At 58.4% G+C, this 25607-nt stretch carries 24 protein-coding genes and 1 tRNA gene; 13 read left to right on the forward strand and 12 right to left on the reverse strand.

Features of this window, described 5'->3' with window-relative positions; genetic code table 11:
- Positions 1 to 2286 carry a xanthine dehydrogenase family protein molybdopterin-binding subunit gene (locus GRI35_RS13485; protein ID WP_160614631.1) on the reverse strand — a complete coding sequence of 762 codons (2286 nt, stop codon included), beginning with the start codon at positions 2284 to 2286 and terminating at the stop codon, positions 1 to 3.
- Positions 2287 to 2288: 2 nt separating this feature from the next.
- Positions 2289 to 3287: an Mrp/NBP35 family ATP-binding protein gene (locus tag GRI35_RS13490; protein WP_160614632.1), complete on the reverse strand. Its 999-nt coding sequence runs from the start codon at positions 3285 to 3287 to the stop codon at positions 2289 to 2291.
- Between the two features lie 73 nt (positions 3288 to 3360).
- Between GRI35_RS13490 and hflK the strand changes: the two genes are divergently transcribed.
- The 3 genes from hflK (at position 3361) to GRI35_RS13505 (ending at position 7054) form a co-directional block, all read left to right on the forward strand.
- Positions 3361 to 4509, forward strand: a complete 1149-nt coding sequence (gene hflK, locus GRI35_RS13495) for a protease modulator HflK (protein WP_235900230.1) — start codon at positions 3361 to 3363, stop codon at positions 4507 to 4509.
- Positions 4510 to 4511: 2 nt separating this feature from the next.
- On the forward strand, positions 4512 to 5345 hold the full coding sequence (gene hflC, locus GRI35_RS13500; protein WP_160614633.1) for a protease modulator HflC: 834 nt from the start codon (positions 4512 to 4514) through the stop codon (positions 5343 to 5345).
- A gap of 179 nt (positions 5346 to 5524) precedes the next feature.
- Positions 5525 to 7054: a Do family serine endopeptidase gene (locus tag GRI35_RS13505; protein ID WP_160614634.1), complete on the forward strand. Its 1530-nt coding sequence runs from the start codon at positions 5525 to 5527 to the stop codon at positions 7052 to 7054.
- Positions 7055 to 7663: 609 nt separating this feature from the next.
- Here the strand turns inward: GRI35_RS13505 and GRI35_RS13510 are convergent.
- From GRI35_RS13510 to GRI35_RS13525, 4 genes are all read right to left on the reverse strand, one after another.
- Positions 7664 to 9841 (reverse strand): transglycosylase domain-containing protein, encoded by a 2178-nt coding sequence (locus tag GRI35_RS13510; protein WP_160614635.1) that lies wholly within the window; start codon positions 9839 to 9841, stop codon positions 7664 to 7666.
- A gap of 120 nt (positions 9842 to 9961) precedes the next feature.
- Complete coding sequence (gene msrB / locus GRI35_RS13515; protein WP_160614636.1) at positions 9962 to 10387, reverse strand: peptide-methionine (R)-S-oxide reductase MsrB; 426 nt, start codon at positions 10385 to 10387, stop codon at positions 9962 to 9964.
- Positions 10388 to 10693: 306 nt separating this feature from the next.
- Complete coding sequence (locus GRI35_RS13520) at positions 10694 to 11365, reverse strand: glutathione S-transferase family protein (protein ID WP_160614637.1); 672 nt, start codon at positions 11363 to 11365, stop codon at positions 10694 to 10696.
- Positions 11366 to 11433: 68 nt separating this feature from the next.
- On the reverse strand, positions 11434 to 11805 hold the full coding sequence (locus GRI35_RS13525; RefSeq protein WP_235900231.1) for a hypothetical protein: 372 nt from the start codon (positions 11803 to 11805) through the stop codon (positions 11434 to 11436).
- A 116-nt stretch (positions 11806 to 11921) separates the two neighbouring features.
- Between GRI35_RS13525 and GRI35_RS13530 the strand changes: the two genes are divergently transcribed.
- The 6 genes from GRI35_RS13530 to fghA are packed head-to-tail and all read left to right on the forward strand — an operon-like array spanning position 11922 to position 16548.
- Positions 11922 to 13352, forward strand: a complete 1431-nt coding sequence (locus GRI35_RS13530) for an NAD-dependent succinate-semialdehyde dehydrogenase (RefSeq protein WP_160614638.1) — start codon at positions 11922 to 11924, stop codon at positions 13350 to 13352.
- Between the two features lie 57 nt (positions 13353 to 13409).
- Positions 13410 to 14516, forward strand: a complete 1107-nt coding sequence (locus GRI35_RS13535) for an S-(hydroxymethyl)glutathione dehydrogenase/class III alcohol dehydrogenase (protein WP_160614639.1) — start codon at positions 13410 to 13412, stop codon at positions 14514 to 14516.
- On the forward strand, positions 14516 to 14884 hold the full coding sequence (locus GRI35_RS13540; RefSeq protein WP_160614640.1) for a cupin domain-containing protein: 369 nt from the start codon (positions 14516 to 14518) through the stop codon (positions 14882 to 14884). Before GRI35_RS13535 ends, GRI35_RS13540 begins: the two co-directional genes overlap by 1 nt.
- An 11-nt stretch (positions 14885 to 14895) precedes the next feature.
- On the forward strand, positions 14896 to 15288 hold the full coding sequence (locus tag GRI35_RS13545; protein WP_160614641.1) for a VOC family protein: 393 nt from the start codon (positions 14896 to 14898) through the stop codon (positions 15286 to 15288).
- A 29-nt stretch (positions 15289 to 15317) separates the two neighbouring features.
- Positions 15318 to 15698, forward strand: coding sequence for a VOC family protein (locus GRI35_RS13550; RefSeq protein ID WP_160614642.1), 381 nt, complete (start codon positions 15318 to 15320; stop codon positions 15696 to 15698).
- Between the two features lie 10 nt (positions 15699 to 15708).
- The gene (fghA, locus tag GRI35_RS13555; protein ID WP_160614643.1) at positions 15709 to 16548 is read left to right on the forward strand and encodes an S-formylglutathione hydrolase; all 840 of its coding nucleotides are present in this window, start codon (positions 15709 to 15711) and stop codon (positions 16546 to 16548) included.
- 477 nt (positions 16549 to 17025) lie between these two features.
- Here the strand turns inward: fghA and metW are convergent, their stop codons facing one another.
- On the reverse strand, positions 17026 to 17628 hold the full coding sequence (gene metW, locus GRI35_RS13560; protein WP_160614644.1) for a methionine biosynthesis protein MetW: 603 nt from the start codon (positions 17626 to 17628) through the stop codon (positions 17026 to 17028).
- Complete coding sequence (gene metX / locus GRI35_RS13565; RefSeq protein WP_407985144.1) at positions 17625 to 18710, reverse strand: homoserine O-acetyltransferase MetX; 1086 nt, start codon at positions 18708 to 18710, stop codon at positions 17625 to 17627. Before metX ends, metW begins: the two co-directional genes overlap by 4 nt.
- 137 nt (positions 18711 to 18847) lie before the next feature.
- On the opposite strand from metX, the gene GRI35_RS13570 reads away from it, so the two are divergent.
- Together GRI35_RS13570 and GRI35_RS13575 are read left to right on the forward strand one after the other, a co-directional pair.
- Entirely contained in the window at positions 18848 to 19948 is a 1101-nt protein-coding gene (locus tag GRI35_RS13570; protein WP_160614646.1) for a pyridoxal phosphate-dependent aminotransferase, read from the forward strand.
- Complete coding sequence (locus GRI35_RS13575) at positions 19945 to 20874, forward strand: prephenate/arogenate dehydrogenase family protein (RefSeq protein WP_160614647.1); 930 nt, start codon at positions 19945 to 19947, stop codon at positions 20872 to 20874. The genes GRI35_RS13570 and GRI35_RS13575 overlap by 4 nt, the downstream gene beginning before the upstream one ends.
- Here the strand turns inward: GRI35_RS13575 and GRI35_RS13580 are convergent.
- Genes GRI35_RS13580 through ftsE form a run of 4 tightly spaced genes read right to left on the reverse strand, consistent with a single transcriptional unit; the run spans position 20871 to position 23751 of the window.
- Positions 20871 to 21506, reverse strand: a complete 636-nt coding sequence (locus tag GRI35_RS13580; protein WP_328598447.1) for a lysophospholipid acyltransferase family protein — start codon at positions 21504 to 21506, stop codon at positions 20871 to 20873. The genes GRI35_RS13575 and GRI35_RS13580 overlap by 4 nt on opposite strands.
- Before the next feature lie 51 nt (positions 21507 to 21557).
- On the reverse strand, positions 21558 to 22088 hold the full coding sequence (locus tag GRI35_RS13585) for a YdcF family protein (protein WP_160614649.1): 531 nt from the start codon (positions 22086 to 22088) through the stop codon (positions 21558 to 21560).
- On the reverse strand, positions 22085 to 23029 hold the full coding sequence (locus GRI35_RS13590; RefSeq protein ID WP_290257954.1) for a cell division protein FtsX: 945 nt from the start codon (positions 23027 to 23029) through the stop codon (positions 22085 to 22087). The genes GRI35_RS13585 and GRI35_RS13590 overlap by 4 nt, the downstream gene beginning before the upstream one ends.
- Positions 23026 to 23751: a cell division ATP-binding protein FtsE gene (gene ftsE / locus GRI35_RS13595; protein ID WP_160614650.1), complete on the reverse strand. Its 726-nt coding sequence runs from the start codon at positions 23749 to 23751 to the stop codon at positions 23026 to 23028. Before ftsE ends, GRI35_RS13590 begins: the two co-directional genes overlap by 4 nt.
- A gap of 156 nt (positions 23752 to 23907) precedes the next feature.
- On the opposite strand from ftsE, the gene GRI35_RS13600 reads away from it, so the two are divergent.
- Both GRI35_RS13600 and GRI35_RS13605 read left to right on the forward strand, forming a co-directional pair.
- Complete coding sequence (locus tag GRI35_RS13600) at positions 23908 to 24813, forward strand: zinc-ribbon domain-containing protein (RefSeq protein ID WP_160614651.1); 906 nt, start codon at positions 23908 to 23910, stop codon at positions 24811 to 24813.
- Between the two features lie 136 nt (positions 24814 to 24949).
- A tRNA-Leu gene (locus tag GRI35_RS13605) sits at positions 24950 to 25036 on the forward strand.
- Positions 25037 to 25607: the final 571 nt, after the last annotated feature.

Consider the following 25607-nt stretch of genomic DNA (forward strand, 5'->3'; position numbering starts at 1 on the left):
TTACAGGCCTTCTGAAAACAAGGGTAGACGGCGGAACCGTATTCCGGTTGCTGAGAATAATGCATTTGCAATAGCCGGTGCGCACACCGCTGCTCCTAATTCCCCTGGATCGAAAGGATCTTGTTCGCTGGCGATGAAATCCACTTCAATCTCCGGACAATCGGCCAGCACCGGCAGATCAAGCTGCGACAGGCGCTGATTGGTTGGCAAACCGCCAGAATAGCGGGTGCTCGACCCCCTCGCTAGAGACAGACCGAAGATCAGACCACCCTCTATTTGCTGCCGTGCAATATCCAGATTGACGATCCGGCCTATATCCACCGCTGCACTCAGCTTGATAACGCGTAGCCCGCCCTCGTCGCGGCGCGCAGTGGCAATGCACGCAATTCGCCCGCCGCTTTGGAGTGATCCCATCAGATGACAGGCAAGCCCCTGCCCGCTTTGATCGCGCCCGCCATCCCACTGGGCGAGCCTCGCTGCACGCTGTAAACAGCTGACCATGCGCGTATCATTACCGAGCATCTCAATCCGGTACGACAAAGGTTCGCGCCCGAACATCGCGGCTGTCTCGTCAATGAAGGATTCGACAAAAAAGGCGGTGTAGCTATGCGCATTGCCGCGCATTCTGGCGGTACCATGGCCGATATCGGTCGGCACATGGTCAATAGCGACATGCGGAATACCGTAAGGCGGCATCGCGCCCTCCACCGCTAGCGGGTCCGCCTTGCCGGCAGCAGCCCGCCGCGCGGCCCATGCAGTTTTGTTGTTGAACAGGCGCTCGCCAAATTCATGCGTGGTCGATGGGACAGCAACACGCACATGCATCGCATTGATCCGCCCGTTTGCGCCGGGAACAAGCTCCGCCCAGAGCAACCCCGACGCGGGTGTGCGTGGCAATCCCGCCAGATGCTCCTGCCAGCGCGACCAGATAAGTTGCACCGGACGCGGGCGTTCCTTGGAAAGCTCACGCGCGATCAAGGCCACTTCAATTGCGTGGTCATGCTCCAGCCGCCGGTCGAAGCTGCCTCCTGCCGGCATCGGATAGAGGATCACATCTTCGACCGGCACGCCAATCGCTTTTGCCGCTGCCTCGCGCGCTTTCTCTGGCGCTTGGCTGGCGATCCATAGTTCCAGCTTGCCATCGGCGTAGCGCGCAGTCGCGCTGGCGGTTTCAAGCGGTGCATGAAGCGCAGGCTCAACGTGATAGCGGCGGGCGATATCGCGTTCTTTCAGCGCTTCGCTGCCTTCGCCGCGCGTGGCAATACGGAATGCTTCTCCACCCGGAACAGCTTCATCGAAGGCTCGGTCGGAGCGGTCGCTTTCGGCCACATTCGATACGGAAAACCGCGGCTTCATTGCTTCGACTGCCTGATCCGCGCTCCACCAGTCGGTCGCCGCCACGGCCAGCCAGCGCTTGCCTTTTATGATCCCGACAATGCGGTCATCACCAGCAAAGGCCTTCTCATCGAAGCCGCTTAATTCGGCTTGTTCGAGCGGGCCGTGTTTGATCGCGGCATAGACCATGTCAGGCAGCCTCACGTCACCGGCAAACAGATGCGTCCCGTCTACCTTTGAAGGCAGGTCGAGCCTTGGAAATGCGGTGTCGCCCTGCGCAGGACCGGCAATAGGCCGCTCGGAGGGAAATTCGGATCTGAGCGGCGCCGGATCGGGAGCCTCACGCTGCGCAGCTGCTTCAACCAATTCTGCAAAGGAAAGCTGTTTTTCCTCGTGAACGATAAATCCGCCACGCGCATAACATTCTTCCAACGGCGCGCCCCACCGCTCCGCCGCTTCTGCAGTCAGCATCCCGCGCGCAGACGCGGCTGCTTCGCGGCACGGCAGTTCATAAGCGGCCAGCGACGTCCCGTCCGCAGTCGCAGAGAAGCGTGAGATTTGCGCGTACCGTTCGGCCAATATCGTATCCGGTTCGCCCGCCAGCTCAGGCATGGCTGGCATCCATAAAGCCGACCATTTTGCCGCAAGCGGGATATTGGCATAGGCACCGCTTACCGGCGCGGGTTCAACCGCCACTTGCCGCCAGTCGGCCCCGAGTTCCTGCGCAATGATCTGCGGCAAGATCGTGCTGACCCCCTGCCCCATTTCCATCTGCGGGACAGCGACGGTCACAACCCCGTCATTGGCGATCTTCAGCCATGCATCGAAAGCATACTCCCCCTCAGCGGGTGTTAACGGCGTGGGAAAGGCCCGTGGGCGCAACCCCCATGCGACCAGCAGGCCGCCGCCAACCGCAGCGCCAACCAGCACTCCGCGTCGGCTGATCGCCATGGTCAGACCGCCTCTGTGGCGGGAGCTTTATCCAGCCATTCTGAAAGGCGCTTTGCCACAATCTGGAAGCCTTCTGCTTCCGGGCCATCGCCGGCAGCGGGCGGCGTACCTGCATCGCTGGCCGCACGAATTTCGAGCGCCAGAGGAATCCGGCCGAGGAATGGAATACCCGTAGCATCCGCCGCTGCTTCGACGCCGCCTTTGCCAAACGGATCGCTCACCTCTCCGCAATGCGGGCAGGCATAGCCGGACATGTTCTCGACCAGACCGATGATCGGCACTTTACCTGAATCGAACAGATTGGCGGCGCGCTGCGCGTCGATCAGCGCGAGGTCCTGCGGCGTCGATACGATTACTGCGCCCGCCGGTTTGAACTTCGATAGCATGGTCAGCTGCACGTCGCCGGTGCCGGGCGGCAAATCGATCAGCAGCACTTCGGTATCGCCCCAATGCGCATCAACCAATTGGGCCATCGCATTACCCGCCATCGGGCCGCGCCATGCCAATGCTTTGCCGGGTTCGACCAGATGCCCCATCGACAAGAGGGGTATGCCATGCGGGCTTGGTACCGGCACCAGCTTGTCATCGCGCGCTTCCGGTTTCTCACCCTTATTGTTGAGGATCGTGGGCTGCGAAGGGCCGTAAACGTCAGCGTCAACCACTCCGACCTTGCGCCCCATACGGAATAGCGCAACCGCAAGATTGGCCGTCAGTGTGGATTTACCCACGCCGCCTTTGCCTGATCCAACAGCTATAATTATCGGAACCTTTGGTGGTGGCGGTGCGGGCGCTTTATCGGCCACCATTGCCACGCGGACTTCGGTGACGCCCTCCGCCTCACCGATAATTTGCTTAACCGCAGATTCCAGACCGTCGCGACTTTCGGCTTCCAGCCCTGCTGCGTCGAGCACCAGAGTTGCCCTGCCATCCGCTAATTTGATCGACTGCACGCGTGCGGCGACCGAGTCCGGAAGTCGTGCCTTCAAAGCCTGTTCGTCCATGGCAAAAGGCCCTAGCAGCAAAATCGCACCTGCAACCCCTGTTTTTCCTGCAATCGACACCTATAAAGAGTTCATGAGCACATTTGGCGATTACACGAGAAATATCGGGCTGGCGATGGCTGGCAAGAGTCCTTGGGGCAATGACGGGGGCGACAAACCCGAATCCGGTTCGGGCGGCGAGTCCGGCGGCGACAAACCCAAAGGCCCGCGCAATCCATGGCTACCCGGCGGCGGCAATGGCAATGCGCCCGAAGAGCCGCGCCGCTCGGCCAATATCGAAGATATTTTCAAGAACCGCGGCAAAGGCGGCGGCGGACCGGGCGGTCCCAGCTTCCAGATGCCTCGGCGCCCCGGCGGCAAGAGCTGGCTGCCGTTCATCATCGGACTGATTGTAATTGCAGGGCTGGCGTCAACCAGCCTCCACCTTGTCGCTGCGCAAGAGCAAGCCGTGGTAAAGACGCTGGGTAATTACACCCGCACATTGAGCCCGGGGCTGCATTTGTCGGCACCCTATCCAATCGAGACCGTCGACATAGAAGACGTCCAAGGCGTCCGCACTGTCCGCATTCCTGACAGCGGACAGGAGGTCAAACTTATCCTTACAGGCGATCAAAATCTTGTCGATTTGAGCTATATTGTTCGCTGGAACATCAATGATCTAGAAGATTTCAAATTCCGGCTTGTCGAACCTATCGAAACAGTTAGCGAGGCAGCCGAAGCCGCAATGCGCGCTTCGGTCGCCGAAAAAGAACTGGACGAAACTTTTTCCGGTCAGGGCCGTGCGTCAATCGAACAGGATGTACGCGAACGCATGCAAGCGACGCTCGATTCGTATCAAGCCGGCATTCGCGTGCTCGGTGTCGAAATTGAGAAAGCCGATCCGCCTGCTCAGGTGGTGGATGCTTTCCGCGACGTGCAGGTTGCAGAGCAAAATGCTGATGCTGCGCGCAATCAGGCGCAGGGTTATGCGCAACAAGTGCTCGCGACTGCTCAAGGTGAGGCCGAGGCCTTTAACAAGGTCTATGAAGAGTACCGAATGGCACCAGAAGTCACGCGTCAACGTATGTATTATGAAACAATGGAGCGTATTCTCAGCCAAACCGACAAGACAGTGATTGAAGCGGATGGCGTGACCCCGTACCTGCCACTGCCCGAAGTGAGGCGAAGGAGCACTAATCCGCCGACAGCCGTTACCCCTGCGCCTAATTCAGGAGGGCAATGAAAATGGAAAATCTCTGGAACAATTACCGTAGCGCTGTGATACTTACAGGCCTTGCAATCATTGCCTTCTTCACCAGCGCCTACATCGTACCAGAAGAAGAGCAGGTCGTCGTTATCCGGACGGGTGAGCCTGTTGGCACTGTGAACACGCCGAATGGGTCTACGGGCGCGGGACTCTATTTCCGGATTCCACTCATCGAGTCGGTCCGACGGATCGAAAAGCGTCTGCTTGATCTGGAGATGACTGACGAGGAGGTGCTGTCTAATGACCAGCAGCGTCTATTGGTCAATGCCTACGCTCGCTTCCGTATCACTGATCCCGTAAGAATGGTCGAACGCGCGGGGACTACCGATGGTGTTCGAACCGCGCTAGAGCCAATTCTTAACTCGGTGCTGCGGCAGGAATTGGGCCGCCGGACATTCCAAGATATGCTGACCGCTGAACGCGGCGCAGCACTGGCCAATGTTCGTACCAACCTTGATCGTCAGGCAAAGCAATATGGCGCCGAAGTCGTCAATGTGCAGATCAAACGCACTGACTTACCGGAAGCGCCGCTTGAGTCAGCCTTTCGCCGGATGGAATCAGATCGCGAACGCGAAGCTAGAACTATTAGGTCACAAGGCGCCCGTGACGCTGTCATTATCCGCGCCGAAGCCGACGCAGAAGCCGCGAAAACATACGCAGATGCTTTCGGCAAAGATGCGCGTTTTTATGATTTCTACCGCGCCATGAAGAGTTACGAAACAACCTTCGCCAATCGCGAAGGCGGACCAGAGAACAGCATGGTCCTGTCGCCGGACAATGAATATCTGCGGCAGTTCCGCGGTCGCCGCTAAGCAGCGCTGGCAAGGAACGCTCCTCGCATAAAGACGTTGGTCGAGCGAGGAACCGCATTGGTCGGCGACTACATCTGTCGTTCAATCGGCGTTCAGGGCGTTTGTCCTGATGTGCATGCGGGGAATTTTGGCGCAGCGATGCGCCCAGTAATGAAGAGGAATAGAAGGACGTGAAGCCTGTGCGATATGCTTATGGATTGACCTCCGCGCTGCTGGTTGGCGGCGCAGCCATCTCCTTGGTCGGGGGATACCCCGCAGGAGCCCAAACCGCTCAAAATGAAGGCATCGAGATGCAACGCGCGGTACCCCGCGCCGGTGCTCCCGAGAGCTTCGCCAATCTGACCGAGCAATTGCAGCCTGCCGTCGTCAATATCTCGACCCGTCAGCGGATCGAAGTGTCCGGCAGTCGCAACCCGTTTGCTGGCACGCCATTCGAAGGCATGTTCGGCAACCGGCGCGGCGGCGGCAACGCAGAGCCGCAATTCCGCGAAGGCCAATCACTCGGTTCGGGCTTTATCATTTCGGCTGACGGTTTTGTTGTCACCAACAATCACGTTGTCAGCCCCAACGGTCGCGGCACGGTAGAGGAAATTACCGTCACTCTGCCCGATGGCCAAGAATATGACGCTGAATTGATTGGTGCCGACGCAGATTCGGATCTGGCAGTATTGAAAATCAAACGGTCCGATCCATTCCCCTTCGTCAAGTTCGGAGAGTCGGATGAGGCCCGTGTGGGTGACTGGGTTATTGCAATCGGCAACCCCTTCGGCCTTGGCGGGACGGTAACGAGCGGCATCGTGTCATCGGTGCTGCGCAACACCGGCAGCGGGGCGTATGACCGCTACATCCAGACTGACGCGAGCATCAATCGTGGTAATTCGGGTGGCCCACTATTCGACATGCAGGGCAACGTGATCGGCATTAATAATGCGATCTATTCGCCATCGGGTGGCAGCGTCGGGATCGGTTTTGCTATCCCGGCAGAAGTCGCCTCACCTATTGTTGATCAACTGAAGTCAGGCGAGGCAATCGAACGCGGCTTCCTCGGCGTCAGCATTCAGCCGGTTGACGAAGATCTGGCCGCATCGCTCGGCCTGCCCAAAAATCAGGGCGAATTTGTTCAACTGGTTCAGCCCGATGCCGCAGCGGACAAAGCCGGCATTCGCGCAGGCGATATCGTCACCAAAGTTGACGGAAAAGCTGTTACGCAGGACCAGACGCTGTCGTTCCTCGTAGCGAATGTAAAGCCGGGCGAGACGATTCCGATCGAACTCTACCGCGAAGGCAAACGGCGGACTGTACAAGCGACCGTTGGCAAACGTCCTAGCGCGGAAGAAATGCGTGAACAGCAGATGTTCAGCCAGGATGAAGAGCCGGAAATGCCCGATGAGGCAGAGAACGAAAGCCCGATCATCGAAAAACTGGGTCTCCAAGTTGTTCCTTTGACGCCGACAATCAATCGCCGGCTTGGCGTAAGCAGCGATACCGAAGGCCTTGCGATTGTGGCCGTTGACCGCAACTCCGACGCCGCGCGCAAGGGCCTCCAACGCCGCGACATTATCAAATCGGCCAATTACCAGCCGGTCAATTCGGTTGAGGATCTGGAAAAGGCCGTGACCGACGCGGAACAAGATGGCCGCGACGCCGTGCTGCTGCAGTTCCAGCGTCCCGGCGGACCAACCGTCTACCGCGCGGTGCGCATTCGCTAAGCGCCTTTCGAGCACAAAAGAGGCCCCGTCAGGTTCGTCTGGCGGGGCCTTTTTGTTTGCCGGTCAAATCATCAATTTTGCGGAGGTACGCTACGGTAATTATTTACCAAATCGAGGCGGGCAACGCATGTCCAGTCATTTGAGCGTTTTGTCGAACCTAGCGCCCGATAATTGACTTCTCCTGACGCGTGATAGGTATAGTAACTAGCCGTCCCAGAACCGCGAATGCCGAAAAATCCGCAGTCTTTCTTGCCATTCTTGTTTGCCTCTTGATCGTGACACACTCTAGCAAAAATCCGTTGCTTGCACTTGTTTTGGTATATCACAGTCATCTTGTCGCCACTCCAACTGTGGCTGCTATATTGCAAACAAGGGACGTCCCTGGACAGCTTTCCATCCCAACAGCCATCCTCGTCGATCGAGTTGGAATAGGTTGCCGACGCGGAGGATGATGCAACCAGAACGGCCGAAAATAAGGCTAGGCGTAGTGACATAGTTTCCCCATACTCGTCCAGGATACGGTTTTGAGCGGCCAGACCCAGTGTCCTTGTAAGCGCGATTCACTCCAAGAAGCAATTCCGACCTGAGTGAGGCCCAGCCTGGCTACTGCTACTGCTGAGGCAATGGTGATGCCGGAACGCTCGGCCTTGGTGAAGGCGTTGGCTGGACTGCACGCTGGGCGGGCTGCTGGGCTGGTTTTGGTGCTGCTGGCCGTTCGCCAATCGCACGATCGAGAAAATCGTCACTGACTGCCGGCGGCGCGTTGTTTTGCGGAACTTGCGGCCGCTCTGCAGCATTGCCTGTCTGCTCCCCGCCTTCCACGGCGGGATCAGCATTGCGCTCGCCATCACCCAGCCCGGGCTCGATAAGATTGCCCTGCTCGTCGATATAATAATAATCTTCCGGATCACCGAAATAGAACTCGTCGTCAGGTTCAAGCTGCCATTCGGGCAACTTGAGTTCGGTGTTGAACTGCTCGATCGGGCGATCTTTCACCGCATAGCGCATATAGGCTGCGAAGGCTTGCGCAGGCGCGCGTCCGCCCTGCAATCCGCGGACCCGCTTGGCATCGTCACGGCCCATCCATACGCCGGTGGTGATCCCGCTGGAGAAGCCGATGAACCAGCCATCCTTGTTGGACGATGTGGTGCCGGTCTTGCCTGCAACAGGGCGGCCGATCTGCGCCGCCCGGCCTGTCCCGGTATTCACTGCGGTTTGCAGCAAATCGGTAATCCCCGCTGCGACATATTCGGGTACCAGGCGGGTGGCACGCTTTCTCTCATGTTCATACAGCGTTTCACCGTCAGCAGTTGTCACTTTGACGATGCCATAAGGCTCCACCGAATTGCCGCCAGCCGAGACGGCCGCAAAGGCGCGCGTCATGTCGATAACGCGGGTCTCGCTGCTCCCCAGCACCATCGAAGGGTATGTCTGGATCGGCGTGGTGATGCCGAACCGCTTGGCCATGCTGGCCACTGTGCCGAAGCCGACTTCATAGCCGAGCTGCGCCGCGACGGTATTCTTGGAATAGGCGAACGCCGTGCGGACATCGATATCGCCTGCATAGCTGCCACCCGAATTGCGCGGGGTCCAGCCGTCGATGGTGGTCTGCACATCTTTGACCGGCGCATCGGGCGTATATCCAGCCTCGAGCGCGGAGAGATAGACGAACAGTTTCCACGCCGATCCAGGTTGGCGCACCGCATCGGTCGCGCGGTTGTAATTGGTTTCGACATAGTCGGTACCGCCGATCATCGCGAGGATCGCACCATCGCGGTCGAGGCTGACCAACGCACCCTGCGCGCCTTCGGGCGTGTTCGATTTGATCGATGTCGCAGCAGTACGCTGCATCCCGACGTCGAGCGTAGTCCACACCTCGATCGGCTCGAAGGTTTCGGGTAACAGCAAATCCAGCTGAGGCAGCGCCCAATCGGTAAAGTAGCGGACCGAATTCTGCCCGCGCTCTTCCTTCAGATTCACAGTGGTCGGGTCCACTGTAACATTCGGGTCGATCCGGCCCTGCTCTTTCATCAGGCGTAGCACTACCTGCGCGCGGTCCACCGCCGCCTGCACGTCAGCCGTCGGCGAGTATCGCGACGGGGCCTTCACCAATCCTGCGATAATTGCGGCTTCGGCAGTCTCAAGTTCGGTCGCAGGGTGGCTGAAGAACTTCCGGCTTGCGCTGTCGATCCCGTAAGCTCCACCGCCGAAATACACCTTGTTAAGATAGAGCTCGAGAATCTGTTCCTTGGAGAACTTGCTCTCCATCGCCAACGCCAGAACCGCTTCGCGCATTTTCCGGTCGAGCGTCCGGTTGGAGTTGAGGAATACGTTGCGCGCCAATTGCTGCGTGATAGTCGATGTCGCGCCGAAGCGCTTATCGCCCGTCGCCCATACCCATGTGGCACGCGCCAAACCGATCGGATCAACCCCGAAATGGCTGTAATAGCGGCGATCTTCGACCGAGATCATCGCATCTTTCATCACCTGCGGAATTTCGTCGCTATTGAGCCATTTCCCGAAAGTCGGGCCCAGCTCGACAATCTCGGTTCCGTCACGCGCGCGGACGATAATGGTCTGCGCGTTTTGAGTGGCTTTTAGCTCCTGATAGCTGGGCAAGGAACGCGCGGCGAAGACAATTGCAAGGCCCAGAAACAGCACGCCAAGCAGCGCCACGCCGCCACCCCACATGAACAGCCGCCGAAACCACAAGCGCCAGCCGGTCGGCTTCGCTTTATCTGTTCTACGGCCTGCCGCGGCTTTCCGCCTGCTGCCACGCTTTGCCATATAACCCGGTCATCCATGTGGCGGCGCCTAGCGCCAAACTACTCCCATGCACTGCATAGGGCAGTTGTAACGCGGCGTGAACGGGTAAAGTGAATTGATGCCCAGCGTTAGGTTTTGAGCCTAACCCTTGGGAACGTCTTTCAAAATGCCATCCGGATTGAAATCGAGCGACGCACTGTTGATGCAATAGCGCAATCCGCCCTGATCCGGCGGTCCATCGGGAAACACATGACCCAGATGACCGCCGCAATTGGAGCAGGTAACTTCGGTCCGGATCATACCGTGCGAAGTGTCACGATGCTCCGCCACCATATCGCCATCAGCAGGCTTGGTGAAAGCAGGCCAGCCGCAGCCGGAATTGTATTTCGCATCGCTGGCGAACAGCTTGGTCCCGCACGCCGCGCAGGTATATTCGCCCTCTTCGAAATGCTTGTCATATTCACCGGTAAATGCGCGCTCGGTTCCTTTCTCGCGAAGGATATGAAACTGCTCAGGCGTCAGCTTTTCGCGCCACTCTGCATCAGTGGTGGTCTTGGGATCGGACATTCGGTATCTCCTTTATCGGAAATATGGGGATTTTTTGTTTGGCCTCAAGCGCCGGCGCTCGCATCCGCTCACTTGGCTATCCTCGCTTTCGCTCCCTTACGGTCGCTCCGCTGCGGGCGGGCCGCTTGGCCCTATGGCTGCCGCGACCAAGATCGTGCACTATACTGATCGCTTGAAATGGTCCGGTCCGCGACTAGCGGACCGCAAGGCCGACCGGCCGCCCGAGCTTATGCGAGGTAGCCAAGCGGCGCGGATGCGCCGCGCCCGGCGACTGAGGGGCTTATCGCCAGATCAGCTCAAAACACACTACGCATTCACATCCGCATAGTGGCTGGGCGGCTGGATCACTTCCATCCGTTCGCTCAGCAGCGGCCTGAAGCTCGGACGGCTTTTGAAGACCGAGTACCAGCCCTTAGTCTGCTCGTGCCCGTTCCAATCAATCCCGCCCAGATAATCCGCCACGCTGATTTGTGCTGCGGCTGTCAGATCGGCGAGGCTCATCCGCGAACCGGCAAGCCACGGGCGCGTGTCGATCAGATAATCCATGTAATCCAAGTGACCATGCGCCATTTTCATTGCGCGCGCCAAAGCCCGCGAGTCCGGTGGTTGGCGCAGGATCAGGCGTTTCTTCATCCGTTCATGCAGCAGCGGTGCGGTAACGTCGGCGAAGAAATTTTCGTCAAACAGAGCAATCAGCCGGCGGATTTCGGCGCGATCTTTGACCGTGCCATTGATCATCGGCGATTGATCGACGGTCTCTTCGAAATATTCGCAAATCGCGCGGCTATCGCACAGCGCGATCTTCTTCTCTGCATCGTGCAGCACCGGCGTGCGGCCAGCGGGGTTCAGTTCCCAGAACTCGTCGCTGCCTTCCCACGGATTCTCGCGCCACAATTCATAGCCGACGCCCTTCTCGCTCAGCAGCAAGCGGACTTTGCGGCTGAACGGGCACAATGGAAATTGATAGAGACGCCACATGTTACTCTATTGCCTCAAGCATTTGCGGGCGTCCACAATTGTGACACCGCGTTGTGAAAATTGTGACGCTAAACGCCCGATCCTTCAAGCAGCAGCAAACAAGACGGCATGACCTGATGCACTTCGCCTGCGGCTGACATCTTTTGCGCCTCTGCTCGGAGCATCGCGGCCACCGCATCGCGAGTGAGCCCCTTGCTATCCATCAATCCGGCAGAGAAGCGGACAAAAAACTCCTGGCCCCGCTCGGCTAGCGGAGGATAGCCGAGCGCTTTCTCGTCACCCGTAGCCTGCGCACCGGCAATGATCGCGAAGGCGGCGGAGCAGCGCAGTGCGGTTCTCTGTTCCAGGCTGAGAGCCGCACCGGGCCCGGATTGCGCAGCGGCCGGAACATGAAAAACCATACCGGCAGCGAGCAAGGAAGTCGTCAAAAACAGTTTCATTCCCGCCCAATACAGCGCTTGGGCTGAACCTTCGACTACCAATTTATCTGATTGTCTCGAAACTTTCCGCCGTCCTGCCCATTGGCTCAGCAACACATACATCAAAGGACACTGACATGAGCGATTACCCTTCCCTGCATCTTCTTATTGGCGGCGATCAGATTTCGGGCGATGGTCGCAAGACAGAGGATGTCCTCAATCCGGCAACCGGCGACACTCTTGCGGCATTGCCGCATGCCACCAGCGATGATCTCGACCGGGCGCTCGATAATGCCGAGCAGGGTTTTCGCGAATGGCGCAATACATCCGCCGACAAGCGCGCGAGCATTCTCACCAAAGCCGCCGGGCTGATCAAGGAACGCGCGGGCGATATTGCGCAGGCGCTCACGCGCGAACAAGGCAAGCCAATTGGCGAAGCCAAAGGCGAGACCATGTATGCCGCGATGCTCCTCGAATTCTATGCCGGTGAGTGCAAGCGGCTGTATGGCCGGACACTGGTTCGCCCCGAAGGCAGCCGGGTCGAAATCCAGTATCATCCGGTTGGTCCCGTCGCAGGCTTCGCGCCGTGGAACTTCCCTACGCTCAATGTGATGCGAAAAATCGGCGGCGCGCTCGCAGCAGGCTGTTCGACTATCGTCAAGCCGAGCGAGGAGACCCCTGCTTCGGGCATCGCCATCGTGCAGGCACTGCTCGACGCAGGCGTACCGGGCAATGTCGTACAATGCGTATTCGGCGTGCCCAGCGATGTCAGCGAACATCTGCTCGCCAGCCCGATCATCCGCAAGCTCACTTTCACAGGCTCGACGCCGGTCGGAAAGCATCTGGCCAAGCTGGCCGCGGACGATCTGAAAGTAACGACTATGGAACTGGGCGGTCACGGCCCCGTGCTGGTCTTCAAAGACAGCGACGTGGACAACGTGCTCGACACAATGGTCAGCAACAAATTCCGCAATGCCGGGCAAGTCTGTGTCAGTCCCACGCGGTTCCTGGTCGAGGAAGATGTGTTCGAAAAGTTCCGTGACGGCTTTGTCGAGCGCGCCGAGAAAATCAAAGTCGGCAATGGTTTGGAGGATGGCGTGCAAATGGGTCCGATGGCCAATGCGCGCGGGGTCGACGGGATTCAGGACAAGATTGCAAATGCAGTCGACAAGGGCGCGAAGCTGCTGACCGGCGGCGAGAGGATTGGCAATCAGGGATATTTCCATCAGCCCACGGTGTTGGCCGAGGTCCCGACCGATGCCGACATTATGAATGAAGAACCTTTCGGCCCGGTCGCGATCCTCAACCCGATGGCGGGAGAAGAGGCGATGATCGAGGAAGCCAACCGCCTGCCCTACGGCCTCGCAGCTTACGCATGGACCCAAGATCCTGCGCGCCGCCGCCGTCTGGCCGCCGAGGTCGAAGCGGGAATGCTGGCGATCAACACCGGCGGCGTGTCGGCGGTCGACGCGCCGTTCGGCGGCGTCAAATGGTCAGGCTATGGCAGCGAAGACGGCCGCGAAGGCGTGATGGCCTGCATGGTGCCCAAAACCATTCACGAAGGTTGACGCGCAGCGTTCCAGTCTCGAAAAGCAACCTGCCCCAACAGAGGAGAGTCCCCGCCCATGAAAACCCGCGCTGCCGTTGCTTTTGAAGCCAAGAAACCGCTCGAGATTGTCGAACTCGATCTGGAAGGGCCGAAAGAGGGCGAAGTGCTGGTCGAGATCATGGCGACGGGCATCTGCCACACCGACGCCTACACGCTCGACGGGCTGGACAGCGAAGGTCTGTTCCCTTCGGTCTTGGGGCACGAAGGCGCAGGAATTGTTCGCGAGGTTGGCGCGGGCGTGACCTCGGTTGTGCCCGATGATCACGTTATCCCGCTTTACACGCCGGAATGCCGCCAATGCAAAATGTGTCTGAGCGGCAAAACCAACCTGTGCAGCGCGATCCGCGAGACACAGGGCAAAGGTCTGATGCCCGATAGTACGTCGCGCTTCTCCTACAAGGGCGAGACGATCTACCATTATATGGGCTGCTCGACCTTCTCGAACTTCACCGTCTTACCTGAAATCGCTGTGGCAAAAATTCGCGAAGACGCGCCATTCAAGACCAGCTGTTACATCGGCTGCGGCGTAACCACAGGCGTGGGGGCGGTAACAAACACCGCGAAGGTTCAGCCAGGTGATACTGTTGTTGTCTTCGGCCTGGGCGGGATTGGCCTCAATGTGCTGCAAGGCGCGAAGATGGCCGGCGCAGACCGGATTGTCGGCGTCGACATCAATCCCGACCGAGAGGAATGGGGCCGCAAATTCGGGATGACCGACTTTGTGAACCCCAAGGAAGTTGGCGATGTGGTCGCAACGCTGGTCAATATGCTCGATGGCGGCGCCGATTATACGTTCGACTGCACCGGCAATACCGATGTCATGCGCCAGGCGCTCGAAAGCTGTCACAAAGGCTGGGGCACATCGATTATCATCGGCGTGGCGGAAGCGGGCAAGGAGATTGCCACCCGCCCTTTCCAACTCGTCACCGGCCGCAACTGGCGCGGCACGGCCTTCGGTGGCGCGAAAGGCCGAACCGACGTGCCCAAGATCGTCGACTGGTATATGAACGGCAAAATCCAGATCGACCCGATGATCACCCACACGCTTACGCTTGACGAAATCAATAAGGGCTTCGATCTGATGCATGCAGGCGAGAGCATCCGCAGCGTGGTGGTGTATTGATGGCAGCCGTTACCCCGACAAAAGTCGATCTGGCGGACAAGTTCAGCCAATTTTCCGACCATTGGGCGCCGCGCATCGTTGCGCGCTATAATGACAATGAAGTCCGTCTCGCTAAGGCAGAGGGCGATTTCCAGTGGCACAGCCATGCCGATAGCGACGAGCTGTTTCTGGTCGTCAAGGGCAGGCTCACGATGGAATTTCGCGACCGGACCGAAACGCTCGAAGCAGGCCAGATGATTGTGATCCCGCGCGGCGTCGAACATCGCCCCCGCGCGCTGGACGGTGAAGTGGAGATGATAATCATCGATCCCAAAGATACTGCCAATACCGGCAATCCCGAAACTGCGACCAAAGCGGTCGAAATTTAGGAGAGAATACAATGCTGAACCATATCATGATTGGCTCTGGCGACATCGAGAAGTCGAAGAGTTTCTACAATGCCGTACTGGGCGTGCTGGGTGCGGGCGAGCCGATGGCGCATGTCAATGACACCGGCCAGACGCGCCTGTTCTACAGCCATGACGGATCGACTTTCAGCATTAGCGAGCCGATCAATGGCAAGCCGGTCGAGCCTTCCAATGGCAGCACCATCGGCTTTGCCTGCAACTCGCCCGAGCAAATTCAGGAACTGCACGATGTCGCAGTCGCCAATGGCGGCACCAGCATCGAAGATCCTCCGGGCCTGCGCGAGGGCAGCATGGGGCCAATGTATCTGTGCTATTTCACCGATCCAGATGGCCATAAAATCTGCGGCATTCACCGCCCGGGCTGATCCACCTACCCCTTTTAGGAGATACAACAATGTTTAGCCACGTAATGGTCGGCGCCGACGATATCGACGCCGCCAAAAAATTCTATGATGCCTGCTTTATCGCATTGGGCGGACGCGAAGGGTCAGTCGATCCCAAAGGCCGCGTGATGTATATCAAGGACGGCAGCATTTTCATCGTGACCAAGCCGATCGACGGCAACCCGGCCTGCCACGCCAATGGCGGAACCATCGGCTTTGCCGTCGATAGCCCCGAAATGGCCGAAGCATGGCACGCCGCCGGCCTCGCCAATGGCGGAACAGCCATCGAAGACCCGCCGGGTATCCGGGAAGGCGGCGGCATGAAAATGCACCTCGCCTATCTGCGCGACCCGGCAGGCAACAAAGTCTGCACCATGATGCGAATGGGGTAACTTTCCAGCAATGGAAACACTGAGCGAAAACCGTGCTTTCGGCGGAGTGCAAGGGGTTTACTCCCACGCCTCCGCCGAAACCGGCACGGAGATGACATTCTCTGCCTATGTGCCCCCGCATGACGAGGGCGCGAAGCTGCCGGTGCTGTGGTATCTCTCCGGCCTGACCTGCACCCACGCCAATGTCACCGATAAAGGGGACTACCGCTCAGCCTGCGCCGAACATGGCGTGATCTTCATCGCGCCAGATACGTCTCCGCGCGGAGAGAATGTACCGGACGACGAAGCCTATGATTTCGGCCAAGGCGCGGGCTTTTATGTCGATGCGACGAAGGACCCGTGGGCCAAGACCTACCGCATGCGCAGCTACATCGAAAGCGAGCTGCCCGCGCTGATCGCCGAACATTTCCCCGCTGCCGATATGACCCGCCAGGGGATTACCGGCCATTCGATGGGCGGCCATGGCGCGCTGACTGTCGCTTTACGAAATCCCGACCGCTTCAAAAGCGTTAGCGCCTTTGCACCGATTGTCAGCCCGCTACACTGCCCTTGGGGCGAGAAAGCGCTGGGAGGCTATTTGGGACCGGATCGCGATACTTGGCGCGAATATGATGCCTGCGCCCTGATCGACGGCGGCGCGAAACTTGCGAACCTGTTGGTCGACCAAGGCACCGCCGACGATTTCCTGAAAGACCAGCTCAAAACCGGCCTGCTCGCCCTCGCCTGCAAAAAGGCAGGCATTCCCGCGCAGATCAGAATGCAGGAGGGGTATGACCATTCCTACTACTTCATATCGACCTTCATGGCCGACCATGTGAAATGGCATGCGGAGCGGATGCTGGGTGGCTGAATGTCGGAATGCATATCCATGGATTGCCGCGTCGCTTCGCTCCTCGCAATGACGAATAGCGGCAAATACCGGACGCGGCTTCGATTTTCCTACACCCACCCGGCCTGCTACTCCGCACCCCGCTCTTTCACATTGTGGGTCTTGTCGTGATGATATAGCGGACGGAATAGGCCGCGTGTTCCTGTCCGTCCGGTTGGCGGAATGGAACTATTGGCTTTATGATTCAGTACTTTAACTCGAGTAAGCGAAAGTGACACGGTGTCACCTTTGTCCGGTTCTGTCGTAACAGAACCAACACATCCAACCCGTCATTGTCCTTTGGACAGCTTCGCTTCCCCGCGAACGCGGGGACCCAGGTTGGCTTGGTTTTAGGTTACTCTGGATTGTCCAAAGGACAATGACGGGTCATAAACGAGGCGCCCAATTTAACCCTTTGAACCCTGTTCCACATGTTCCATCCATTCAGGAACGCGGGATCTAAACTGAACTTCGCTCCACTTCGAACAGCGCATATTCGGCGCGCCAGTTTGCACCGCCCTCGCCGATTTCGCGTTCATTCGTGAAGAACCAACGATTGGCGATTTGGACCCCCAGATCATCGGCCAACGCTTCGAAATCTTTGACGGTCACATGGTGGATATTCTGCGTTTCATACCACGTTACCGGCAGATGCCGCGTTACCGGCATCCGGCCCCGGCTCAGCAGCGCCCAGCGCATTCTCCAATAGGCGAAATTGGGGAAGCTGACGAAGGCGCGGCGGCCGACGCGGAGCAGTTCCTGCATCATCCGGTCGGGGCGCTCGGCGGTTTGCAAAGTTTGGCTGAGAATGGCGTAGTCGAACGCGCCATCGGGATAAAAGGACAGATCGCGGTCGGCATCACCCTGCACCACGCTGAGCCCCCGCGCGACGCAGCGTTCGACGCAGGCACCGTCGATCTCGATCCCGCGCGCATCGACGTGTTTCTGATCGCGGAGAGCCGCCATCAGCACGCCGTCACCGCAGCCGACATCCAAGGCGCGGCTGCCCGGTTCGACATGGTCGAGGATGACAGCGAGATCGGGGCGCAAAGCGGAAGTCATTCGATGAACCCCTTCACCACGCGGTCAAGTTCGGGCACGTCGAGCAGGAAGCTATCGTGACCGAAAGGCGCGCTGAGCTCGACAAAGCTGACCGGCGCGCCTGCTGCATTCAGCGCGTGGACCACATGGCGGCTCTCAGCGGTGGGATAGAGCCAGTCGCTGTCGAAGCTGATCAGACAGAAACGCGCAGTCGTTCCAGCAAAGGCGTTTGCAAGAAGTCCGCCATGCTCCTCCGCCAGATCGAAATAGTCCATTGCGCGGGTGATATAGAGATAGCTGTTGGCATCGAACCGGCGGGTGAAACCGCTGCCCTGGTACCGCAAATAGCTTTCGACCTGAAAATCGGCATCGAAGCCAAACGTTTTCTCGGCGCGATCTTGCAGTCGCCGCCCGAATTTATCGGTCAGGCCTGCTTCCGAAAGATAGGTAATATGCGCCGCCATCCGCGCGACCGCGAGACCGGCATCGGGGGTTTTGCCGCTGGCGTAGTAATCACCCTCTGCCCAGTTGGGATCGGCCATAATGGCTTGGCGGCCAACCTCGTGAAAGGCAATATTCTGCGCAGAATGGCGCGCGGTCGTGGCAATCGCCAAAATTCGCGCAGCCCGCTCGGGGAAGTTTGCAGCAAGGCTCAGCGCTTGCATTCCGCCCATCGAACCACCCACGACCGTGTGCAATTGCTCGATCTCGAGGGCGTCCAGCAAGCCGACCAGTCCGCGCACCATGTCGCGGATCGTCAGAACCGGAAAACGCATCGCATATGGCTTGCCATCGGGCGCATCGGACGCCGGTCCGGTCGAACCCATACAGCTACCGATCACATTGGCGCAGATCACATGGAAGCGGTCTGTATCGATCGGCTTACCGGGGCCGACCATCCGCTCCCACCAGCCGGGCTTGCCTGTCACAGGATGCTCGCTGGCGACGAATTGATCGCCGGTTAGTGCGTGACAGAGCAGGATCGCGTTGCCCTTGTCCGGCGCCAGCTCGCCATAGGTTTCATACGCAATCGACACGCCCTCCAGCGCCTCACCGCTGTCGAGCGGGAGCGGATGGGGTAAAATGAGGGACTTCGATTGCACGTTCAAAGCAGGCCTTGGCATCACAAAAAGAACGGTGCTTCGACAAGCTCAGCACGAACGGATTTAGAATGTCGCTCCTTAACCGTTCACCCTGAGCTTGTCGAAGGGTCGTATTTGTTTATGAGCCAATAGCTGTAATGTCAGACAAACCTTCCCCGAAACCCTGGATCAACGCGATTCACGCCTATGTGCCCGGCAAAGCACATGCGGATGACGGGCGCGAGCTGGTCAAGCTATCCGCAAACGAAAATCCGTTGGGGAGCAGCCCGGCTGCTTTAGCTGCTTTTGCTAAGGCCAGAGCGCCAGCAGGCTATCCTGATCCGGACTCCGGCGATTTGCGAGCCGCGATCGGCGAACTGCATGATATCGACCCGGCGCGAATTGTTTGCGGAACAGGGTCTGACGAATTGCTCAATCTGGCAGCGCAAGCCTATGCCGGTCCGGGTGACGAAGTGCTGTTCAGCAATTTCAGCTTTGCGGTTTACGAAATTGCCGCGCGGCGTTGCGGTGCGACACCCATTATCGCTCCGGACAAAGATTACGGAACCGATGTTGATGCGCTGATAGCTGCAGCGACAGACAAAACACGCGTGGTGTTTGTCGCCAACCCGAATAATCCAACCGGAAGCTATCTGCCTGCATCGGAGATTGCGCGATTGCATGCAGCCCTCCCCGCCGACGTGCTGTTTGTACTCGACCAAGCCTATGCGGAATATCTCACTGCCGAAGAGGATGATGGCGGACTTACTTTGGTAGCCGATACCGCAAATGTGCTGGTCACCCGCACATTCTCCAAAATTTACGGCCTGGCAGGCGAACGCATTGGTTGGGCGACCGGCCACCCCGACATTATCGGCTCTCTCAATCGCATCCGCGGGCCTTTTAACGTGACCAATCACGGACAAGCGGCAGCTTTGGCAGCGGTTGGCGATCAGGCATTTGTGACTGCGTCTCGTGAACATAATGCGGCAGAGCTTGCACGCTTTGTCGAGGTCATCGAGGGCTTAGGCAATCATGGACTGCGCCCGCTACCCAGCAAGGCTAATTTTCTGCTGGTGCTGTTCGAGGGCAATCTGACTGCAGAGCAAGCCTATAAAGCGCTGGCGGATGGCGGTTACGCGACCCGGTGGCTGCCCGGTGCTGGGCTGCCGCATGGATTGCGCATTACCATCGGGACATCGAAGCAAATGGCAGATGTCACTCGTATCCTCCGCGAGCTGACCGAGACTGCGCAATGAGCGGCACTCCGGTCATTCAGCATGTTGCGATTATCGGCTTGGGCCTGCTGGGCGGGTCAATCGGGCTGGCTATAGCAAAACATGCTCCCGGCATTGCCACGACAGGATACGACACCGATCCCGCGACGCGCGAAAAAGCGCGCGAAAGGGAGCTCGTCGGCACTGTGCTCGATAGTGCCGCAGAGGCAGTCGCGGCGGCTGACCTGGTCATCCTGTGCGTACCCGTGGGCGCAATGGGCTTTGCTGCCGAGGCGATATGTGATGCGCTACCGGCGGGCGCGATCATCAGCGATGTCGGCTCGTCCAAGCAATCGGTCGCGGATGCGTTGAAAGCGGCTCTCCCGGATCATTGCATCATTCCCGCCCACCCCGTTGCCGGCACCGAGCAGAGCGGACCAGATGCCGGTTTTGCCGAATTGTTCGAGCACCGCTGGTGCATTCTGACACCGGCTGATGATGCTCCTACTGAGGCGGTCGACGCACTAAGCCGGTTCTGGACGGGCCTCGGGTCGAATGTTGAACTGATGGGCGCAGAACACCACGATCTGGTGCTCGCTGTAACGAGCCATATTCCGCATTTGATTGCCTATACTATCGTCGGCACGGCGTCCGATTTGGAGGATGTGACCCGCAGCGAAGTGATCAAATATTCGGCCGGCGGCTTCCGCGATTTTACCCGTATTGCGGCCTCGGACCCGACTATGTGGCGCGACGTGTTCCTGACCAACAAGGATGCAGTGCTGGAAATGCTCGGCCGCTTTACAGAAGATCTGACCGCTTTGCAGCGCGCGATCCGGCGCGGCGATGGCGATGCCTTGCACGACCTGTTCACCAAGACCCGCGCAATCCGCCGGTCAATCATCGAGCAGGGCCAAGACGATGCACGGCCCGATTTCGGCCGAAGCGACCACTCGGGCGATCATTAGTCGTTGAGCACGTTTATCGCGGCGAGCACCCGCGCCTCAATTTCCTCACGCGGTAGGCCCGGCGGGATTGGATCACCAAATTTGTACGTGATCGTGCCCGGCCGCTTCAGAAGGCGGTGATAGAGCGGGCCGCTATTCACTGCGACCGGGATGACCGGCAATTTGATCAGCTTGTACAATCCGGCAAATCCGGCCTGTAATTCACCGCGTTCGCCATGCGGAATCCGTGTCCCTTCGGGGAAGATCACTAGCGGGCGGTCCATGGCGGACAATGTCTTTGCCGCTGAAATCATCGAGCGGAGTGCTTTTGCGCCTTGCTCCCTCGCGACCGGCACACAGCCATAGATGCGCGCCCCCCAGCCCCAGAAGGGAATGCGGAACAGTTCCTGCTTTGCAAAGGGTGCGGGCCAATGGAAATTGGCGGGTGCGTCCAGAGCCTCGAAAAAACTTTCATGCTTAATGGCATAGAAAACGGCCCCCTCTGCCTTGTCCCCTTCAGTCTCGACATTGATTCCAACAAAGACGCGCAAACACCAGCGGTGAAAGTTGCACCAGCACCGCACCGCACGGCGGAACATCGGCACGCTGAAATGCATCACTGAAACCGCCCACAGAATGTAAAACGTGCTCAACAAATAGAAGGTCAGATAGAACCCGAGATTTCGAAATAGCAGCATGGTTTTCTAGCCCCGGAACAAGCCGATCACGCGGCTCGCCAGAAATTTGTGATACTCAAGAAAAAGAATTCGCAGAGACGGCTCGGACGGGACCGCATCTTCAACGATTGTGATGGCTGGCGGGATGGTGTTGCGGAGCTCATTGGCCGCACGGCGCATGTGCCAGTCGGTTGTTACCAAGCGGATAGAGCGAATGTTCTTGGCCTTAAGCCATTCGGCGGTCTCAGTTGCATTGCCGCGCGTATCCACCGCGTCGAAACCCAATACGACGCAGCACTGCATTACATCCATCGGTACATCGAATTGCGCTGCGAATTCGCCCGGTTTCACTTCTGGGTCAACACCGGTGACAAGCATTATTCGCGCATCATCCGCCTCCAGCAGTTCCAAACCCCGCTCGATCCGCCCCGCTGCCCCCGTAGGAACCACAACGACCCGGCTTTCATCATCGGCAACCGGGCCAGGCAGAGTGAGAGTGAACGTCAAAAAGCCGGCGAACCAGATGATCGCAACGAAGGCGAAAACACGTCTTATCACAGCATTCGCCTCAATGCAGAGACGACTGTAAAACGCGCGGTCAACATCGCGATGGCGACCGCAATGAAAGGAATAATTGCTATCAATATCCAGTCGAGCGAGCCGAGGCCGCCACCAGACATCATACCAGAACCGAGCGCGCTAAATTCCTGTCCAAGAAACAATACAGCGCCCAGTCCAAGAGCCAAGCCCACCGCGCCGCCAAGTGTAGCGTCGAAGCCGATAGAGCGTTCGAAAATGCGCGCGATCTGCGTATCGGTTCCGCCAAGCAAATGAACGATTTCGATAGTATCCCGATTGGTGCCAAGTGCACTGCGCGCCGCAAGCCAAACCGCTGCCGCGCTGGTCAGGCCCAACAGAATGACCAATGCACCCGATAGCCACTGAAGCGAACTGATGGTCGAGAAGACAGGCGCGAGCCAGCTCGATTGTGCATCAATCCGCGCTGCTGGTGCTGCAGCCTCCAGAATGCCCCGCAAAGTGTCCAGCGTTTCCTCAGTCGCGTCTTCACGCAAGCGCACATCAATCAAAGCAGGCATTGGGACAGCTTCATTATCAGTGCCCACGCCCAGCCAAGGCTCAAGCAAGGCATCCAACTCTTCATCCGGTACGCGGCGCGTCGATGCGACTGCGGGGTGTTCCGCAAGCAGCGCTTCTGCCGCTACTGCTTGCCGGCTCCTCTCTTCGCTGGACGCTTCGACAATTTGAACGATCACGCCACCGGCAAGCTCGGCACGCGCGGTAGACGCCACATTGTTGAGCGCCAATCCACCAGCCGCCGCAATAACGGTAAGTGTGACCATGATGGCGATCACCCACGGCATCGGTCCAGCCAGCCTTGCCTGAGGGACCAGCTGCGCTGCACGCTCTCCTCGAAACGGCTTTAGGCCGCGCGCGGTCTTCCGACCCAGTGCTGGGGGCTTCGACGTTGTTTCGCTCACGCTTTACCCCCCGATGCTTTCGGCGGGTAGCGCAACGCTCCGGTCGGATCATTCAGGCGTCCCTTGTCGAGCCGCATGATCAGCGATTCCGGCACTTTCTTGAGCAAATGCACATCGTGAGTCGCGACAATCACGGTCGTGCCAAGACGGTTGAGCGACTCAAACAGTCGTAGCAGCTTCAACGCCATCTCGGGATCGACGTTACCTGTCGGCTCGTCGGCCACCAGCATGTCAGGACGGCCGATAACGGCGCGTGCGATCGCGACGCGTTGTTGTTCGCCACCGGATAAAGTTGCTGGTCTTGCGTCATGGCGATGCCCTAGCCCGACCCAATCAAGCATGTCGGTCACCGGCTTCACCAGATCGGCTTCGCGTACACCCGACACGCGCAGGGGCAGCGCCACATTGTCGAATGCCGACAAATGGGGGATCAAGCGAAAATCCTGAAATACAACGCCCAAACGTCTGCGAAACGAGGGAAGCCGGTCGCGAGGAAGCGTGATGACGTCGGTTCCGAACATCCGGATTGCACCGCGCGATGGCCTTTGCGCGAGGTAGAGCAGCTTCAAAAGCGAGGTTTTGCCCGCCCCGCTGGCTCCCGTCAAAAAGTAGAAGCTGCCCGGATGCAGCGTGAAGGACACGTCGCTGAGTACCTCGCGATCCTGGCCATACCGCAGCCCGACATTGTCGAAAGTTATGCCTTCGCCCGCATTTGCCTTCATGACAGGTACCGTGGGACGGGCCGATAGGGGCAGTAAAATTTCATTACGCCGCGCCTATAGCCGTCCTTCGGTGTGGAAAAAAGCCACCGTTCAACCTGCCCACAGTCAGCTAAGCCTTGTTGCGATTCGCACACAGTCGTAAGACGGCTGTTAAGTATGATCATCGCCTGCCCCGCCTGTTCCACGAAATATGTCGTTCCAGACACCGCCATCGGTGTCGACGGGCGGACTGTGCGCTGCGCCAAATGCCGTCATAGCTGGCACCAGGATGGCCCCGAACTCGATCTTGGCGAGTATCAAGATACTCCTGCCAAAGAGCCGGAAACGGATCAGCAAGCCGCAAAGGAAACACCGGCGCCAGAGCGCGAGGCAATGCCTGAAGCTGCCAAGCCCGGTTTTACCAATACCCATGTGCCCGAACCAAAATCTGCGCCAGCGCAGACCGAAGTTACCCAACCCGAATCGAATGTGTCCGTTGAACAAGAACGGACCGATACGGCCAAGCCGGAAGAAGATAATTTCCCGGCCCCGCCGCCAACCGTGGTAGAAACCGAGCCTCAGCCGCAACCCGAACCGAAAACGTTCTACTATGACGAAACCTCGCAATTTGATTACGAACCACCGTTCCGCTCACGCCGTAACCCGCTAAAAATCTGGACAGCGGCGGCAGCATTCTTTGCATTTGTTGCACTGGGCACAGTTGTCGCTGTTAGCTACTATGGACTGCCAGACTGGATGCCGGTCAAGAAACCTACCTTTGCAGTCGCGCAGCCCGACTTGGTGCTTGATTTCCCCGCTGACCAGCAGGACCGCAGGACATTGCCTGACGGTTCTGAATATTTCGGTGCGAGCGGTACGATCACCAACACCGGACGCGAAACGCGCAACGTCCCATCGATACTGGTCGTGATGCGTGACGAACGCAATTCGCCTGTCTATCAATGGGAAGTTGTCCCCCCGCAAAGCACTCTGGCTCCGGGTGAGAGTTTGACCATAAATGAGGCGGTCACCTCAGTCCCGAAACGTGCCAAAGTCGCAGAGATCGGCTGGAAACCCAGCTAGGCTGTCAGCCCGGTTCAAACACGTTCTCAAAAGAATATCGATGCACTGCAAAGCCGAGCTTGCGCGGGGTCAGACGCTTTGCTAGTGGCGCGCTCCTACCAAGCGGGGCCAGCATGCTCGCCCCAGCTGACTGTGTGCGGTCGTGGCGGAACTGGTAGACGCGCAACGTTGAGGTCGTTGTGGGCTAACGCCCGTGGAAGTTCGAGTCTTCTCGACCGCACCAAACAGTCCCGAGTGGGCTTCAACATATCGCTGGAAGTTGGACTGCAGCCAAGAACGGCGCAGTTCTGCGTCGCTTTGCCGCTAGCGCTTCTATCATTGCGGTCAGAGACGGTCGATCAATCAAGACAGAAACGACCGAAAAAATCTGAATAATTCTCTGGCGTTTCTGATGCCGACTGCAATGGTGAAATCAAACTTCGAGCGACGGCAGCTTTGCGCCCTATTTTCGGTCGTTCGATTGGTTACGAACTTTGCCCGAAACCTACCGATTACTTGTCCAAAAAGCGATAGCAGCAATGCCGCCATGATTTGCAGCTTGGCGAGCACAGACCATTTTGCCAAGAAGTTACTCTTATGAACTTTCTCGACAAACAGATTTCGCCACCCCGCGATTGGGCCAAATTTGAAGATTTAGCTCGTTCTCTGTTTGCAGCGATTTACAACAACCCTCTGGCGGCCAAAAACGGAAGGCAGGGTCAGCCGCAACATGGGGTATGTTCCCCGTCAGCGCCTATGGCACAGATTAGCGGTTGAAGTTTAGGAGTGTTTTGGTTCTCGTCGCAGTGACGAAG

Origin of the sequence: Pontixanthobacter aestiaquae (genome assembly GCF_009827455.1) — a bacterium.
GTDB lineage: Bacteria > Pseudomonadota > Alphaproteobacteria > Sphingomonadales > Sphingomonadaceae > Pontixanthobacter > Pontixanthobacter aestiaquae.

Bases quoted from the DNA above. Each gene is read 5' to 3' on its own strand.
- GRI35_RS13485 (WP_160614631.1), bottom strand. From the start codon at position 2,286: ATGGCGATCAGCCGACGCGGAGTGCTGGTTGGCGCTGCGGTTGGCGGC.
- GRI35_RS13490 (WP_160614632.1), bottom strand. From the start codon at position 3,287: ATGGACGAACAGGCTTTGAAGGCACGACTTCCGGACTCGGTCGCCGCA.
- hflK (WP_235900230.1), top strand. From the start codon at position 3,361: ATGAGCACATTTGGCGATTACACGAGAAATATCGGGCTGGCGATGGCT.
- hflC (WP_160614633.1), top strand. From the start codon at position 4,512: ATGGAAAATCTCTGGAACAATTACCGTAGCGCTGTGATACTTACAGGC.
- GRI35_RS13510 (WP_160614635.1), bottom strand. From the start codon at position 9,841: ATGGCAAAGCGTGGCAGCAGGCGGAAAGCCGCGGCAGGCCGTAGAACA.
- msrB (WP_160614636.1), bottom strand. From the start codon at position 10,387: ATGTCCGATCCCAAGACCACCACTGATGCAGAGTGGCGCGAAAAGCTG.
- GRI35_RS13520 (WP_160614637.1), bottom strand. From the start codon at position 11,365: ATGTGGCGTCTCTATCAATTTCCATTGTGCCCGTTCAGCCGCAAAGTC.
- GRI35_RS13525 (WP_235900231.1), bottom strand. From the start codon at position 11,805: ATGAAACTGTTTTTGACGACTTCCTTGCTCGCTGCCGGTATGGTTTTT.
- GRI35_RS13530 (WP_160614638.1), top strand. From the start codon at position 11,922: ATGAGCGATTACCCTTCCCTGCATCTTCTTATTGGCGGCGATCAGATT.
- GRI35_RS13535 (WP_160614639.1), top strand. From the start codon at position 13,410: ATGAAAACCCGCGCTGCCGTTGCTTTTGAAGCCAAGAAACCGCTCGAG.
- GRI35_RS13540 (WP_160614640.1), top strand. From the start codon at position 14,516: ATGGCAGCCGTTACCCCGACAAAAGTCGATCTGGCGGACAAGTTCAGC.
- GRI35_RS13545 (WP_160614641.1), top strand. From the start codon at position 14,896: ATGCTGAACCATATCATGATTGGCTCTGGCGACATCGAGAAGTCGAAG.
- GRI35_RS13550 (WP_160614642.1), top strand. From the start codon at position 15,318: ATGTTTAGCCACGTAATGGTCGGCGCCGACGATATCGACGCCGCCAAA.
- fghA (WP_160614643.1), top strand. From the start codon at position 15,709: ATGGAAACACTGAGCGAAAACCGTGCTTTCGGCGGAGTGCAAGGGGTT.
- metW (WP_160614644.1), bottom strand. From the start codon at position 17,628: ATGACTTCCGCTTTGCGCCCCGATCTCGCTGTCATCCTCGACCATGTC.
- GRI35_RS13570 (WP_160614646.1), top strand. From the start codon at position 18,848: ATGTCAGACAAACCTTCCCCGAAACCCTGGATCAACGCGATTCACGCC.
- GRI35_RS13575 (WP_160614647.1), top strand. From the start codon at position 19,945: ATGAGCGGCACTCCGGTCATTCAGCATGTTGCGATTATCGGCTTGGGC.
- ftsE (WP_160614650.1), bottom strand. From the start codon at position 23,751: ATGAAGGCAAATGCGGGCGAAGGCATAACTTTCGACAATGTCGGGCTG.
- GRI35_RS13600 (WP_160614651.1), top strand. From the start codon at position 23,908: ATGATCATCGCCTGCCCCGCCTGTTCCACGAAATATGTCGTTCCAGAC.